This window comes from Pseudobutyrivibrio sp. (assembly GCF_017471675.1).
In the GTDB taxonomy this organism is placed as follows: Bacteria; Bacillota; Clostridia; order Lachnospirales; family Lachnospiraceae; genus Pseudobutyrivibrio.
The window spans coordinates 38268-53587 of the sequence record NZ_JAFUSK010000077.1 but is presented as its reverse complement, the minus strand read 5'-3'; the positions used below and the strand labels follow the sequence as shown (position 1 = coordinate 53587).

Genomic DNA, 15320 nt, shown 5'->3' with positions numbered 1-15320 from the left:
CGTAGCTCAGAGGCTTTTTGACATGCAGGAGTACTACGATAACCTCAATAAAATACAAAAGGAGCTCATAAAAATGAGAGTGGCCTGAGGAATACAATATTAACTGAAAGATGAATTTACACACAAATATGGACTTGACTCAATTCCCACTTAAAAATTGATTTTGCTGTTAAGTTTCTATATGAAAAAAATATTTTCACTTAAGTTACGTTAAAACTTTTTAGCTACACTTAAGTTTAATATACATTTCTATATTTTCACTTAACCAAGCAAGGCAGCTTGTTAAGTTTTTCCCTCTAAAACTTTTTTTCCACTTAACAAACAGCTGATTTTTCTATTTTCATTTAAGTTTATTTTAATAAAATCTATCTACACTTAACAGCAAAATCAGTTTTTAAGTGAATTTTGTATTCTCGCTATTTCACTTAACTTATTCACATATAGCATATAAGTGAATAAATCAAAATTAGTATTTACACTTAAGTTCATTTCTAAGAATGGAATTCGCCTGATTTGCTGCTGCAATTTACCAATATATTTATATTAATTTTTACTTTGAAAGGAGATTTTATGTCATCAACACCTGTTATAGACCTGAACAAACTAGTAGTATCCGTAAACAACCTAATGGATATCGCTGATAAAGAATTACTGTCGGCACCTAAGGGCTTCATTCGCTTAGAAAGCAGTAAGGGGTACCCCAGATTCTATTACTACAAGAACCGTTCAGACACTAAGGGGCAATATTTATCCGCAGACAATATAGGTTTCATTACCTCTATTTGTCAAAGGGATTATTTGATAAAAGTTTCAAAAAGAATGCGGGAATTAATTAATAAAATAAGAAAAGGGATTCATGTAGATTTGTATTTAGAAATGGATAACATCTATTTTTCCTTTAATCCTGGAAGAAGATCACTTATTACACCGATTATTCCAGATATCAATACCTTTATTAAGGATTGGTATGATAAAAATCCTGGAAGTCAAAACTCTTATACAATTGATAAAGGTATTTGCACCAAAAAGGGAGAACTGGTTCGCTCCAAATCTGAGAAAATAATTGCAGATAGACTTTTAGATTTCGAGATACCCTATGTTTATGAGCCTAAGCTAGTTATAAATGAGCATCTAAAATATCCCGATTTCATAGTATTAAACAAGAGGACAAGGCAGACTCTTATCTGGGAACATTTTGGCCTTACTGACGATGACAACTACAGTGTTAACAACTTGCTAAAATTATTTATGTATGAAAGGGCTGGCTATTGGCCTGGAAAGCAGCTTATTGCTTCTTTTGAAACAAGCGATGACCCACTGGATTCATTCATTGTCGACAAAAAAATAGAGGCATTCCTTCTATAGGATGCCTCTATTAAATAATATTCTTAGTAATATTTATCCTCGTCCTCCTTGGCGATGTCTTCGGCGGACATGTACTTGCGGAAGACTTTCTCAAGGATAGGATGAAATGCGCAGGCGAATAATCCTGGAGCAAACACGATTAAAATCATGAATCTGTACATTAATAAAAGTCCAAGAACAACAACACCTACTATTGCAATTGACCATCCGATGTTTGCAATCATAAATATTGCTGAGACTTTAAAGGACTCCTTAAAGCTGTTTTCAAATCTGGCAATGTAAGCGAAATGATAGATTGCCCAAACAATAGAAAATACCATCAACACTAAAAAGAAGATTGATGCTGCTGCAATTGGGCTATCAGCTGGAATGAAATTTCTGGTTATGTAAATATCTCCTGCAAGGATTCCAAACAATACCATAAAGATTAACCAGGATAATGTGGACTGCTTAAAGTTGTCCTTGAATGAGTGGAAGAACTCTGTAGTGTAGCCACGTCCCTTGTAGATGCACTTGTGTGTTGCGTAGTATAATTCTGTTTCGCTAGCTCCAATTTTAAATATATGTAAGGAACATACTATAAAATACAGTCCCACAAGTATTACATCTGTTGCCTTTGATATTCCCTCAAAAAATCTACTGTTAAAAAACTTTCCCAAAACCTTATTCTCCTTTTTCTATTTCATATAGTAATTTATAAAAATTATTCATGTATTCTTCGCTGCCACTTAAATCAGCAAGCACTAGATAATTGATATTATCATCTAAACCGAAGTATTCATGAATTGGGCTATCTGAAATATCAACAGCCACATTGCCAGAGTAGGTGTTACCATCATCTCCAACAACTGAGGCTTCGTAAAGCTTATCATCTGACCACTCAGCTAATAGGTAATCTGGTGCAAGATCCTCGATGGCTCTAATTGCTCCCATGTTTACCAGATAATCAACACCTTCTTTATCTGTAAATGCAAAGTCAAGCTGACCAGACATTACATAGATATCAAGGCGATTGCCGTAGCCGCCCATGTTCGCGCTTTCATCTGTGTATAGGTCTGCAGTGATGTTGACTCCATCGTGCTTAGCCATGCCCAGCTTATCATGAAGAGTAGTGTTTAGTTCTTCGTTGAACTGACCTGAATTAATTACCATACCGTAAATACGATACTCCACATAGGTAAGGGCATGATGAACGCCCCAGGTGATTGCACCGATTATCAGCAATACCACTAATATATGTAGCTTATAATAAGCCCAGATGTATTCCAGCTTTTCGCCAAAGGACATCTGTTTAAGCTTTGCTTTTTCCCCTGCCCAAGTCTTTTTAACTGCTTCTTGTTCTTTGTCTGTAAAATTATTCATTGTTTACCCTCATCCGTCAGCTGCGCTGCCACCTTCTCCCACAGGGAGAAGGCTTTCTTACATATCCTAGCGTAAAAAAACGGCTACCGCAAGACGCGATAGCCATTTTTAATAAACATTTAATAATAGAAGCCTAAGCTATTAGATATCAAGAAGCTTAGCGTATGCTGCAAGAGCATCTGATGTATCGCCAGCAAGTACCTTCTTAGCAAGTACCTTACCAAGCTGAACGCCTTCCTGATCGAATGAGTTAAGATTCCATACGAATCCCTGGAACATTACCTTGTTCTCGAAGTGAGCAAGAAGTGCACCAAGTGTCTCTGGTGTAAGCTGCTCGCCTACGATGATTGAAGAAGGTCTGTTACCTTCGAAGTATTTGTTTCTGTTGTCATCATCCTTACCGCATGCGAAAGCCATAATCTGAGCTGCAACATTAGCCTTAAGCTTCTGCTGTGATGTGCTGCCTTCGATAACAACATCTGTTGCCATCTGGCTCTTCTTGAAGCCTACGAACTGAAGAGGAATGATGTTTGTTCCCTGATGTAATAACTGGTAGAAGCTGTGCTGACCGTTTGTACCAGGCTCACCAAAGATAACTGGTCCTGTAACGTAATCAACTGGCTCACCAAATCTGTTAACGCTCTTACCGTTTGACTCCATATCAAGCTGCTGTAAGTGAGCTGGGAAACGGCTTAAGCCCTGTGAATATGGAAGAACTGCTGTTGACTCGTAGCCAAGTACGTTTCTTTCATAAACACCAATAAGTGCATCAAGAAGTGCTGGGTTCTTGCGGATATCAGCATTCTTTGCAAGTGCATCCTCTGCTGCTGCACCATTTAAGAATCTAGCGAATACATCTGGACCAAATGCAAGTGAAAGCACTGCACCACCTACTGAAGATGTAGATGAGTAACGGCCACCGATGTAATCATCCATGAAGAATGCATCTAAGTAATCAGATGACTTTGCAAGTGGTGATGTCTCAGATGTAACAGCAATCATGTGCTTGCTTGCATCTAAGCCAGCCTTTGCAAGGGCATCCTTAACAAATGACTCATTTGTAAGTGTCTCAAGTGTTGTACCACTCTTTGAAACAAGGATAAAGATTGAATGAGCAACATCAACGCCTGCAAGTACTGCAGCTGCATCGTCAGGGTCTACATTTGAAATGAAGTGAGCCCCCATCTTGAATGTGCCTGTAACCTTTGCCCAATTCTCAAGTGCAAGATACATAGCGCGTGGGCCAAGGTCAGAACCGCCTATACCAATCTGAACTACTGATGTGAACTTCTCACCCTTCTCATTAACGATTTCACCTGCATGAACCTTGTTAGCGAAATCAGCGATACGCTCCTGCTGCTTTACATAAAACTCTCTCTTATTAACGCCATCAGCTGTAACATCATCTCCAAGCTGACCACGTGTAAGCTGGTGAAGAACTAATCTCTTCTCACCTGTATTGATAACCTCTCCGTTGTAGAGGGCTGCATACTTATCTACAAGCTGTGCCTCGTCAGCAAGCTTCGCAAGTGCATCAAGAACTGTGTCGTCTACCTGCTTTGAAGCAAAGTTGTAAACCATTCCATTAGACATTGGAACTACGTACTCAGCCACACGCTTAGCACCGTTTGCTCCTGCCATTGCAGACTTTAATTCTACTTGATTCTTAAGCCCCTGGAGAGTCTTGTAAGACTCGAGCTTATCAAAATTCTTCCATTCTATCATTTTGATCACTCCTTTATTATGTGAATAATGTGTTTACTAAAACGATATCGAGAAAATTTTATAATAAAAGAGGTTTCATTTCAAGGAATAGGAACACTTTTTCACATTTATTTTGCATTGTCCAGTTCCTTGGCGAAGTATTTTCCGATGGAGGCGATAAAATGCAGTACATCATCTGCAAGCTCCTGAGGGAAAGCCTTAAGAGCTGGAGCTGTCTCAAAGCTTAAGACTCCTGTGAAGCCTATAGCCTTAAGCGTGCGCAGGAATTCATCCCAATTTGTGCTGCAGATTTTGTCCCTGGTGTTGGTAAAGGTATAGGGAATTTGGTGCAGGTCAGTCATGCAATCATTGTCATGGATGTGCAAGGTCTTCACCCTTGGGCCAAGGATTTTCAGGTAAGATGCCATGTCCATATCTGTGAGATTGGCGTGGCCTGTGTCGAAGCAGGCGCCTAGAACTTCGGATTTATATTTGGCATTGAAGTAATCGATTCTGGCCGATAGCTTTACAGGGTCGCAGCACGGGCCTTCGCTAAGCCTACGTTGTCCTGGCTTATACAGATTCTCAAGGCAGATTGTAATGCCACACTTTGCTGCTAATGGCGCCAGCTCATGAAGTACTTCTGCATTTGCACGCCATTCAATTCCCTCCTGCTCCAGAGCGCAGGTCTTGTCTGGAACCTTGTTTGGTAGGTTGAATAGATGGGCTACGATATTAGAACAATCCATGAAGGCGCATATCTCCAAGGATTTGGGCAGAACCTGATACCTTATATATTCATTGGCTTCGCGGCTGATATTGGTTGCAAACATGGGAAAGGGCATGTGCATTTGGTTGATTTTGATATTAAGGCTTTTAGCTGCATTTTTGTGTGGCGTGAAAAATCCAAATAATTCATCCAAGGATTTGTCAAAAAATCTGCCGCTATAATCTGGTGCAAATTCCTCATATCGTAAATACGTATCAAGGCTAAAGTCAACACAATCAAAGCCAGCATTTGCTATGCGCCTAAAGCCCTCTTTTGGGGCTTCATCCTTTACTATGTTTGCTGTTTGTATACCTATTTTGTGCATCAAATTCCTCCCTTTTACTACTCTGCTACCATCATGATTTTCACGTAAGGCTCTTGCTTTAATCGCATAATTTCAAAGCCATCCCGGATATTGCATAAACTGAATTCGTGGGTGATAAATTTTTCTGGATGAAAATCTTTGTTTTCCTGGTTGGCAAGAATGGATAGGATAAAGTGCCAATCATCGTTTTTATCATGGTTAAAGGTTGAATTCCAACTTCCTATTATCTTTAGTTGTTTGCGTAAAATCTTCCAATATATTTCTTTTGGCAAGTTCATATCCTGCCTTGGATTGCCTATAAGGACAATGGTGCCAGCCGGGGCAGCCAGCTCTATTGCCTGCTGCAAGGATTGTTCACTTCCAACACATTCAAAAACCACAGCTGATGAACTTTCCGCTGGTGTAATAGGACAGGCTCCAAGGGTTGCAGCATACTCATTCTGATATGATTTGTTTCCTATCGTATATACGATATCTACACCCACCTCTTTTAGCAGCATGGTTGTAAGTAATCCGATTGCCCCAAGGCCTATAACTGTGACCTCGTCATTAGGCTTTACTGCTGGCTTTCTAATAGCGTGAGCTACTACAGCAAGCGGCTCTAGCATGGCAGCCTGCTTGAAGGTTACAGTGTCTGGTAGTTCAATCAGATTCCAGCTTGGCACTGATACATATTCTGCGAAACCACCATCTGTCCTAGAACCTAGATAGGAATAGTTTTCACACATTTCGTAGTGCTGTTTTCTACATTGGCTGCATTTCATGCATGGAAGTAATGGAAATACACCTACTCTTTTGTTAAGCCAGCTTTTATCCACATCCGCCGACACATCTTTAACCACCCCTGCAAACTCATGTCCTGGCACTATCGGCATACGATGGGCTCCATCAGTATATGCCCGTGGGATGTCTGAGCCGCAGATGCCGCAAGCCTTCACCTCTACTAACACATGGTTAGACTCAAGGAGTGGCACAGGTCGTTCAAGTATCTCTAGTTTTCCTATATCACTTAGCAATAATGCTTTCAAAACGTTTCAAATCCTCCTGAGTTGTAATCTTAAAATTGTTCTCTTCACCTTCAATCATTTTTATTTTCATTCCTGCCAAAATCGCCGCCTCGGTGGAACTACAGATATCGCATATACGATTTTGCTTTTCTAAAAGCCTGTTGACCTTTAGATATTTTCCATATAAAAACGCTTCCGGCGATTGCCCTGCCACCAGATGACTTCTGTCTAAAGCCTCATCAATCCAGATTCCATCGGCACATCTATATATGGTATCCTTCACCGGCAGCACTGGGATTACTCCGTCGCAGCCTTCCATAGATGTGATTAATTTTTCAAACAGCTGTTGGGACGCCAGTGGCCTTGCCCCATCGTGAATCACCACCACATCTTCTTCTGATATCCTATACACCATATCGTTTAGGGCGTTTAGAATTGACTCCTGCCTGGTGGCGCCCGCCCTTGAAAATCCCATTATTTTCTCAGTATTTCCCATGGCAATAATGTCATCCGCCACCTTTTCTAGGCAATCATCACTGATGACAATCTGCACCTGGTCAATCATTTTGCAGTCCAAAAAAGCCGCTAATGCATAACACATAAGCGGCTTATTGTTTATCTTTATTAGTTGCTTGGGCATATCGCACTTCATGCGACTGCCACATCCTCCTGCTAGTAAAATTCCTATATTCATAAGCCTCACTCCTTTATGAATAGGAGTCTAGCGGGGGAATGTAAAATTGGGGTGAAGTGTGGCTATTACCTGCTAAACATTTTTAAGATTTGTTTTCCTTTCTTCTTAAAGCAGCTATTACAGTATCCACACTTGCTTCATTCACTACACCTTTATACTTATTATCTATGTCCTGAAGATCTTCTAAGGTTTTATTCTCATCTTCTTTTAACTTTGAATATTCATCACTAAGTTCACTTTCATTCATTGATGAATATCTTTTTACTCTTTCTATAACCTCACTTTTAATATTCCTTGTAGAATCATAAAGCTCTATTATTGCATTTTCAATAGTTCTATAGGCTATAGGGTTATTATTCTGCTTTGCAAATAACAAAATTCCCACAATATCAGACAAATCATTTCTATATTGCCTAGCCGATATCATTTTCATAGCAATTAGGTATTCATCTTTAACAGTTCTTATTTCCAGTGAATTATGATTAAACGAAAACATATGTGAAGATACCTGCCTTAGCTTGCTAGAATAAGAAATCGTGCGTTTAAAATCTGTATTCATCCAATCATTAGGTAGATTATATTTATCTGCAACATAATGAATAATATTTTTTATGTCTGTCCCGCCACCACTTATCATTATGTCAAAATCCTGGGTAGATTTTCTAAAGCCATAATTAAGCATTATACTTCCACCACCTACGATAATTATCTCAGCAGGAGCTTCACCATTTTGCCTTTTATATTCGTTAGCAAAAGCTTTTAATATCCCATACGCATTTTCATTAGTGATTAAGGTTTTGTCTGAATTATACTGCATCTGTCAACTCTCCTTCGTAGATATTATGATTTTTAAATTCCATAATATACTTGGGATTACTAGCTTCAACTAAATCGCCTACATAAAAAGGTTCCTTAAGTTTCTTATTTCGCAAATTGGCATAATCCTCACAAAGAGCTATTTCATTTATCCTACAGACATAGTCAACCAAGCTCAAAAGATACAAAGCCTTTACAATATCATCATTCTGATAATAGTAATCAATACGTTTTCGCTGTAAAACATCTGCCGCAACTTCTAGAAGGCCACTATTTTTTATTTCATGATGAAGATTATTCCTAAAAGTTTGAAAGTCCTCTTTCTCATAAACTAAATCATCTATAGATATCTTCAAAAATAAAGAAAGCTTCTTTAAAGTCTTGTATTTGCACTCATATAAATCAACCTTCTCATTAACTATATCTGAAAGTGTTGTATAAGGAATTGTTGTGATTTCAGACATTGTTTTAAGGGATATGTCATTTTCTTTTAAATATCTTTTAATATTCATGATACAACCTCCTCTTGTTATTATATCGGTTAACCGTTATAATAACAAGAGGCTAGTTATTCTCAAGCAGTGATTTTTCCAGCTCGTCCGATATGCATTCCCACATCCTCAAATACAGAAAAAAGCACCTCAAAGGCAGGGAAGTTCCCTGTAATTAGAAGTGCTTTTCCATTCTTTTTAAAGTTGTACCACGCGATTAGCCCCCGCGCTAAATCACTTACTGAATCTGTTGTTTTCGTACTCACTCCCGCTATGTAAATAAATCTTTAAGAGTAATAACCGATTGTATATTTCCAGAGTAGGAATTCTGAACCATACCATATGTGGTTATTAATGTAGGATATATTGCGTACTTTGTTTTTGTAATATTTACAAAGTCAGCAATTTTTTTTCTAATACTCTCATCCACACTTTCTGTTACTGTGAAATCAGAATTAGAAAACTTAATCTCGCATAAATTTATCACTTGATCTCTTCTAACAATCAATAAGTCAATCTGAGAACCATTTATCCCTTTATCTACATCACGTGTACAATACCACGAGTTCACATCTGTTTGAACACCAGATATACCGAGCTTACTTTTAATTTCACTAATGTGTTCCAAGCACACTCTCTCAAACGCAAGCCCCTGCCATGTATTTATCTGTGGCATATTTATCTGGTTAGACCAGAATCTTTCATCAGAAGGCTTGTTCTTAAGGAACTGGTAATAGAACAGCGTATAATTATCAATCAATTGATAAACAGCATTCTTTTTCTTCATCCCAAAAGAATCGTATTTTCTAATAAAACCACAGCTCTCAAGTTCTTCAAGTTTTTTGGTCAAATCTCCTGAATTTGCAATTCCCGAATTTGCAATTATCTCTTCACGAGTCATCCCGACTTTTTTGGTAGCCAATGTCTCGATAATTTTTATATATGTTTCTGGCTTCTTAAATATTGATGAATACAAGTATTTAAACTCATCTGCTAAAGGTGCGTTTTTCGCAAAAAGTATTTCATCGATATTTTGTGGTAGGCTTAGGCCTTTCTTTAAAAATCCCCAATAAAAAGGTACGCCACCAAAAATCATATAATACTGAAGTATCTGACTTTCCGTCAGTACTAAATTTTTAGATTGTACATATTCCCGACATTCCGATAATGTAAAACTTTGGAGATGTATTTGCTCGGTCAATCGGTTATACAAACCACCTTTATTATGAACTATTTTTGATAGCATCCATGATGTAGCAGAAGCGCATACTATTAAAACCACATCTCTTCTACCTGAAGCCCAGCCATTCCAAAAATTCTCTAGAGCTACCATCAAATCACTATTTTGGGTATCCATCCATGATAACTCGTCAATAAATATAATTTTCTTTTTTTCTGTTGAGTTTCGAATTACATCTTTAAGGTCTTCAAATGCTTCTAACCAATTCTTCCTTTTCTTTTCAGGCTTGCCACCAGCATCTTTTATAGATGACTCAAAAGCAAATAGTTGGTCTTTCAGTCCCCCTTCTGATAATCCCGCATGCTGAAAAGTAAATCTATAATTAAAAGCCTCTCTGATAAGGAAAGTCTTACCGATTCTTCTACGGCCATAAATAGCTACAAAATGAGAATAATCGTCTTGCAGTGTTGAATTTAATATTTCAAGTTCTTTTTCTCTTCCTATTATCATATTAGCCCTCAACTCTTCTTAATCTCGATTATTTTGTATCTTTAAGTAGATTCTAATACGTTTTTAGGTTGATTTCAATATGTTCTTTCGTTTCAACTTTACTTAATCTCTATTTTAACACGAGATTATGTAAAGTTGAAACGTTTCCCCCTGATTCATGGCGGGAAATGATTTTATTCAATTAATTGTTCATCAGTGATTTTTGGCTTACGCCCTGCATTACGCTCATTTGACATAGAAATATCTCCTTAGACATATTATGGAGGCTGGCACACGTTTTGTTAACTAATTAATTTCTTTACACGCATGGCATAAAACGAGCTGCCTCTCAACCTCATTCAGAAGTCAAAAAGCAGCTCTTAAGCGAATACTGATAATGTCATTATTTAGTTCCTTTCTTGAATTGTCCTTCTGCTGTGCCTTCGCGTCAGCCAACCTGACCTTTGTCAAATCACCCAACGGAGATTTGGTCTTCCTGCCGAAAGAATCAATTCTTTTGTTTTATATTCTTTATATCGGCAGGAAGGGTGGAATATATTACCCTCTCTCATTCAACTCAACATCAAGCCCTAATAGATTTGCTATTCTCAGAGCCTTGTCTAATTCAATAGTCTTTTTTCCATTTTCCAAATCAGACAAAAAGCTTGCACTTATTCCCGTAAATTCTGAAATATACTTCTGCGTATACCCTAGTTTTTTTCTTTTGTTTTTTATTGCTATTCCAAATGAATTTGAATCTGTTACTTTCATAAACACCTCTTAGCCGTACGGCTATATTTACCTTTTCATTGTATAAAATTAGCCGTACGGCTATATAATCTTATTTTGATTATACATTTCGCCGTACGGCTATGTCAATTCAGAATCCCGATAATTACAATTATATTACATCACATCAACTATATTTGTCATCCTTCCAAAAAATGGATCTTCTACAACAAGATTCTTAAATGACTGATCTGTAATTTCCAACTTTCCAATTAAAGTTAAAAATGCCTCATCCAACATTTTATTCTGCTGTCTCATGGATACGGGAACAATTTCTAGATAATCATCTACATACTGCATAATTCCCTGCTGCATTCGCGATACACATTCCAGATTCTCATCGCTTCTAGTTTCTTTTGCATAGACAGGTTGTCCCGCTTCATCAAATTCATCAACAGATGGCATAGGCGATGTCAAAATAGTTTCTAGAATATAATAGTTATCAAATATAGCACTGGTATCACGCTCTTTTTCTGTGTAGAAAGATTCTATGTCTATTCCTTTATCAGCCATAAACTCTGGCTCAAGCTGTAAGAAATACAATCCTTTGAGTGGCTGATTCATTATCTTCTGAAGGAATAATTGGGTTGTTCCTTTAGCAACAAAATCAAAGACAGCTGTTGGAACGTCTTTAAGATTCAGATTTGATATATATTTTTGATAATTTTCGCGTTGCAATTTAGCTTTATTAATGATTGTGATATTTCTATCTACATCATTCTTTAAAGTGATACCATATCGTGCAATCATGCTTTCTTCCTGTGTTCCAAAGAACTTCATGCTATCAACATAGGCTATGTCATCCTCATTTTCGATGCCTGCACGTATTGCAGAGGTGCGGGAAGTTAGGAAATATACCGAATTAACTTCCGAATCTATTCGATCGAATATTTTCTTTAACAAATATCCATCTCTAGCGCACAATAAAGCATTTTCGGCCCCAATATGTCTCAGCTTATCTTCAAACCAAAAAGCGAAATCTAAAACCATTGGCCCGCAGATGAAATATCCTATATCTTTTGCGTTATTTATTGATATCTTTTTGTTTGATGTTTCAAACTGGAATGGATTAGAAAATAATTTTGACAACGCTAATCCCGCCTTCACATTATCGGAGTACGATTTAATATTCGATGATAATCCAAAGGCACCTACTTCATCAAATATATCTTTCGCTCCGTATATACGATAGTTATTAAGACCATACTCTGAAGCCTTTTCGATATCTACGTATTCATCATCTCCGATGTGTAGAATACTTTGGTCCCTATTGTCATTTTTAACTATTTCAAATAATCCATTAGCTTTAGAAACATTATATTCGCTGGATACATACACTTTATCAATGTGTTTATATCCCATCAGCGCCAACAATTCCTCAATCTGCTGTTTGCTATAATATGTATCTGTGGTAACTACAATCCTCTTTCCTAAAGTAGTTATTTCAGATAATAAATCCTTCATACCATCGCGAGTATACATGATAGGCTTATCAATTTGCCACTCTATTTCGGCTAATTCATTGGAAGAAAGATTACATTCTGGATGCTGACTAATCACCCAATCATAAATATTACTGAGTTTTGGCGCTGCATTCTTTGACAGCTCTTTTTCTGCAGCAAGTCTTAGCTTTGAGAATTCAGGTATATAAATTTTTTGCTCGCGCAATTTAGCATCAATTAGCTCGAATATATCTGTATAATAAAGCACTTTTCTAGCTATTAGGGTATCAAATAAATCAAAGCTAATTACATCCGACTCTTGCACTTTTGCCAATAAATCTGATTTCGTATATACGTTAATATTTCCAAAATCATATAATACTTTTGTCTCAGCTAACAAATCATTTCCACGAACATCATAAACAAGTATACCGTTAGACTGGCATACTGCTTTTATCCTTTTAGCTATTACTTTGCACGAGCCAGGACGGGCTACAACTATAATAGCTTCCACTTTAGCATCCACCGCCTGCTGCAATGATATAATTGGATAACCAAATGCTTCTCCCGATTCCTTAAAGCCATCTAATAAACCAACTATTTTAGGCCCACTTCCCCACTGGGAAATGAGCCTTTCTGTTTCGGTACCAAGACCGTAGAGTGCTATGGAATAAAAATGATTAATAAACGCTTTTGACAACATATTATATATAATCCTTATTCCTCTTCTGTGATTCTCTTCATATTTTGTTCATTAATATATGAGATATTCTTATATCCACGTGAATCAAGCAGTTTATAAACCATCTTTGCCTCGATTTTACTAGCTATACTTATAATTATCGCAACATCATATGGATACAAGGAATACATTTTGACAGGAATTCTATCAATTTCCTCTGGATTATCCTTCATCGAAGAAACAGCAATTCCATCAATACTTACCCCAAACGTTTTTAACCAGTTTATTGTAGAAATGCACCTTTTTCCAGCTCCATAAATTACAACAAGTTTATTCTCCTCGCGAAAACGTGTCCACTCTTTTTTTATCATAAGTTGCTCTTTAGTATTATACTTTGACAATATCTGCGCCCATACGTACGCATTACCCTCTAATACTTTGACACCTTGTTGTGTATCATTAAGTAAATATTCTATATAATCTATTTTTCCCTCTCTAAATATCCTCTTTTCTATATATTCATTGTAATTAATACCATCATCATTTCGCATATTAATTAAACGAACATTTACATGGGGATAAATATTAGAGAACTCTCTTAAAAATAAACATATTTCCTCTCGTGTTTCACTACGATTCCCCACTAAAACTATACTACTAGACTTCTTTAAAAATATATCCATTTTTTTAATTCGAGAACCCATTTTCGAAACAAATTGCGAATATGACGTATCTAACCAAATATCTTTTGGAAAATGATGAATTGACACTATGTTATTTAAAGTGTCATTCACTCTTAATTTACCCGTATCTCCATTAGGGTTAGCCTAATCTATCTCATATTGAATAAAAAAATCAGTAAAACCACTTTTAAATAAATGTAAAACCGTATTTAATGAGTATCCATACATCCAATCTAATGGCGCCGAAATAATTCTCAAATAATTATCACGCAAATTGAATGCTGGTGTGCAATTATGACCTATCGACAAAAACAAATCAAAACATTCTTCATTATTTTCCACGTTTACCATATATCTCCTCATATACTAATTTATTATTCTTCACTTAATATTTTTTCGAATTACTTTTATATAGTCTTCAATCGTAATATCCCCTTCTTGTAGTATAAGATTCTTATTTTCCTTATTTGTATATAAATCAACTTTTGCATAGATAACTTGCGTCGAAACATCAGGTCTTTCAAAATACTCTATTGTATAGTTTTTTATACTTATTTGGACTATTGTACTACTTTGATATGGCATTAAATAATAATAGTTTTGATCTACTATTACATCTGAAAACGGTTTTGCATTATCACATGTAGTTTTTATAAACTCCCAGTTTAATTTCAAACGAATTACTTCCCCATCATATAGTATTATCAAATCATTCCCTTTAACCGGAATAGCCATAACCAATTCATTTCCAAGATTCTTTATTGCAGAATACCCCATAAGCTCTTCAAACATATAGAGTTTTTCACCATGAACCGCTCCTAAACAATATTCTTCCGTAATTTTCCCATCATAATCTACCATAAAAAGATTATCACCGGTTGAATCTAACGCTATAAAATACTTTTCGTTATACTTTTCGATTGCGCATACTCGCTTTTTCAGCGTAGTTATATTATCAAACTTTAAACTACAAGAATTATTCTTAAAATACATTAATCTATTCGACTTTAGTATATTTATAATATATCTATCATCATGCATTACGCCAGAACTTACTATCTCCAATGTTTTGTCTGAGCCGTTTATAAACATATTAGATTCCAGTCTATGACGTGTAACCATCTCATCTTCAAGATTATATATATAATAATATCCATGCTTAATTGCAGGAAATAGTATAATTGAGTGCTGATCGAACATCTCACTAACAACAAAATACGGACTATCATCCTCTAGATTAAATTCTATATATTTTGTCTCTTTAGTGTTTGGACAATAAATAATTAATCTTTTTGCCACAAAAGGTATAAGAATCAATCTATCCTTATATGGAATCATTTTAGTGAATAACCATCCTGTATTTATAGGATATCCTTCAATCGATGTTACATACTTCGATTGCATTGTCTGTGGATTAATTTTAAAGAGTGCATTTATCTCATTCGAGAAAAACCATATTTCTCCACAATAATAACAAGTGCATTGCGTCCTAATTACTACTTTTTCAATAAACTCCATCATT

General features: G+C 36.3%; 16 protein-coding genes. 1 reads left to right on the top strand and 15 read right to left on the bottom strand.

The annotated features are described in order from the left end of the window. Positions 1-555 precede the first annotated feature (555 nt). Positions 556-1365, top strand: a complete 810-nt coding sequence (locus tag IJ535_RS12550) for a hypothetical protein (RefSeq protein ID WP_294303557.1) — start codon at positions 556-558, stop codon at positions 1363-1365. Positions 1366-1388: 23 nt separating this feature from the next. On the opposite strand, the gene IJ535_RS12545 is transcribed toward IJ535_RS12550, so the two are convergent. The 15 genes from IJ535_RS12545 to IJ535_RS12480 all read right to left on the bottom strand — a co-directional run bounded on the left by IJ535_RS12545 (position 1389) and on the right by IJ535_RS12480 (position 15319). After that, a complete protein-coding gene (locus tag IJ535_RS12545; RefSeq protein WP_294303556.1) occupies positions 1389-2024 on the bottom strand; it encodes a YesL family protein in 636 nt (211 codons plus the stop codon). A 4-nt stretch (positions 2025-2028) separates the two neighbouring features. Beyond that, positions 2029-2727, bottom strand: coding sequence for a hypothetical protein (locus tag IJ535_RS12540; RefSeq protein WP_294303555.1), 699 nt, complete (start codon positions 2725-2727; stop codon positions 2029-2031). Between the two features lie 141 nt (positions 2728-2868). Next, positions 2869-4452, bottom strand: a complete 1584-nt coding sequence (locus IJ535_RS12535; RefSeq protein WP_294303553.1) for a glucose-6-phosphate isomerase — start codon at positions 4450-4452, stop codon at positions 2869-2871. A 107-nt stretch (positions 4453-4559) separates the two neighbouring features. Further along, complete coding sequence (locus tag IJ535_RS12530) at positions 4560-5525, bottom strand: sugar phosphate isomerase/epimerase family protein (RefSeq protein WP_294303552.1); 966 nt, start codon at positions 5523-5525, stop codon at positions 4560-4562. A gap of 17 nt (positions 5526-5542) precedes the next feature. Further along, positions 5543-6553, bottom strand: coding sequence for a galactitol-1-phosphate 5-dehydrogenase (locus tag IJ535_RS12525; protein WP_294303550.1), 1011 nt, complete (start codon positions 6551-6553; stop codon positions 5543-5545). Continuing rightward, positions 6531-7226: an IspD/TarI family cytidylyltransferase gene (locus IJ535_RS12520; RefSeq protein ID WP_294303548.1), complete on the bottom strand. Its 696-nt coding sequence runs from the start codon at positions 7224-7226 to the stop codon at positions 6531-6533. Before IJ535_RS12520 ends, IJ535_RS12525 begins: the two co-directional genes overlap by 23 nt. Before the next feature lie 82 nt (positions 7227-7308). After that, positions 7309-8043 (bottom strand): DUF6036 family nucleotidyltransferase, encoded by a 735-nt coding sequence (locus tag IJ535_RS12515; protein WP_294303546.1) that lies wholly within the window; start codon positions 8041-8043, stop codon positions 7309-7311. Beyond that, the gene (locus IJ535_RS12510; RefSeq protein ID WP_028242886.1) at positions 8033-8554 is read right to left on the bottom strand and encodes a helix-turn-helix domain-containing protein; all 522 of its coding nucleotides are present in this window, start codon (positions 8552-8554) and stop codon (positions 8033-8035) included. Before IJ535_RS12510 ends, IJ535_RS12515 begins: the two co-directional genes overlap by 11 nt. Before the next feature lie 62 nt (positions 8555-8616). Further along, positions 8617-8799, bottom strand: a complete 183-nt coding sequence (locus IJ535_RS12505) for a hypothetical protein (RefSeq protein WP_294303542.1) — start codon at positions 8797-8799, stop codon at positions 8617-8619. A gap of 5 nt (positions 8800-8804) precedes the next feature. Then, positions 8805-10223 (bottom strand): AAA family ATPase, encoded by a 1419-nt coding sequence (locus tag IJ535_RS12500; protein ID WP_294303540.1) that lies wholly within the window; start codon positions 10221-10223, stop codon positions 8805-8807. A gap of 537 nt (positions 10224-10760) precedes the next feature. Continuing rightward, the gene (locus IJ535_RS12495) at positions 10761-10973 is read right to left on the bottom strand and encodes a helix-turn-helix domain-containing protein (protein WP_294303538.1); all 213 of its coding nucleotides are present in this window, start codon (positions 10971-10973) and stop codon (positions 10761-10763) included. A gap of 135 nt (positions 10974-11108) precedes the next feature. After that, positions 11109-13136, bottom strand: a complete 2028-nt coding sequence (locus tag IJ535_RS12490; RefSeq protein ID WP_294303535.1) for an HAD hydrolase-like protein — start codon at positions 13134-13136, stop codon at positions 11109-11111. A 14-nt stretch (positions 13137-13150) separates the two neighbouring features. After that, positions 13151-13666, bottom strand: a complete 516-nt coding sequence (locus IJ535_RS12485) for a hypothetical protein (RefSeq protein WP_294303534.1) — start codon at positions 13664-13666, stop codon at positions 13151-13153. A 276-nt stretch (positions 13667-13942) separates the two neighbouring features. Further along, positions 13943-14149, bottom strand: coding sequence for a DUF1796 family putative cysteine peptidase (locus tag IJ535_RS14230; RefSeq protein WP_442961402.1), 207 nt, complete (start codon positions 14147-14149; stop codon positions 13943-13945). A 30-nt stretch (positions 14150-14179) separates the two neighbouring features. Continuing rightward, positions 14180-15319: a hypothetical protein gene (locus tag IJ535_RS12480; RefSeq protein ID WP_294303533.1), complete on the bottom strand. Its 1140-nt coding sequence runs from the start codon at positions 15317-15319 to the stop codon at positions 14180-14182. Position 15320: the final 1 nt, after the last annotated feature.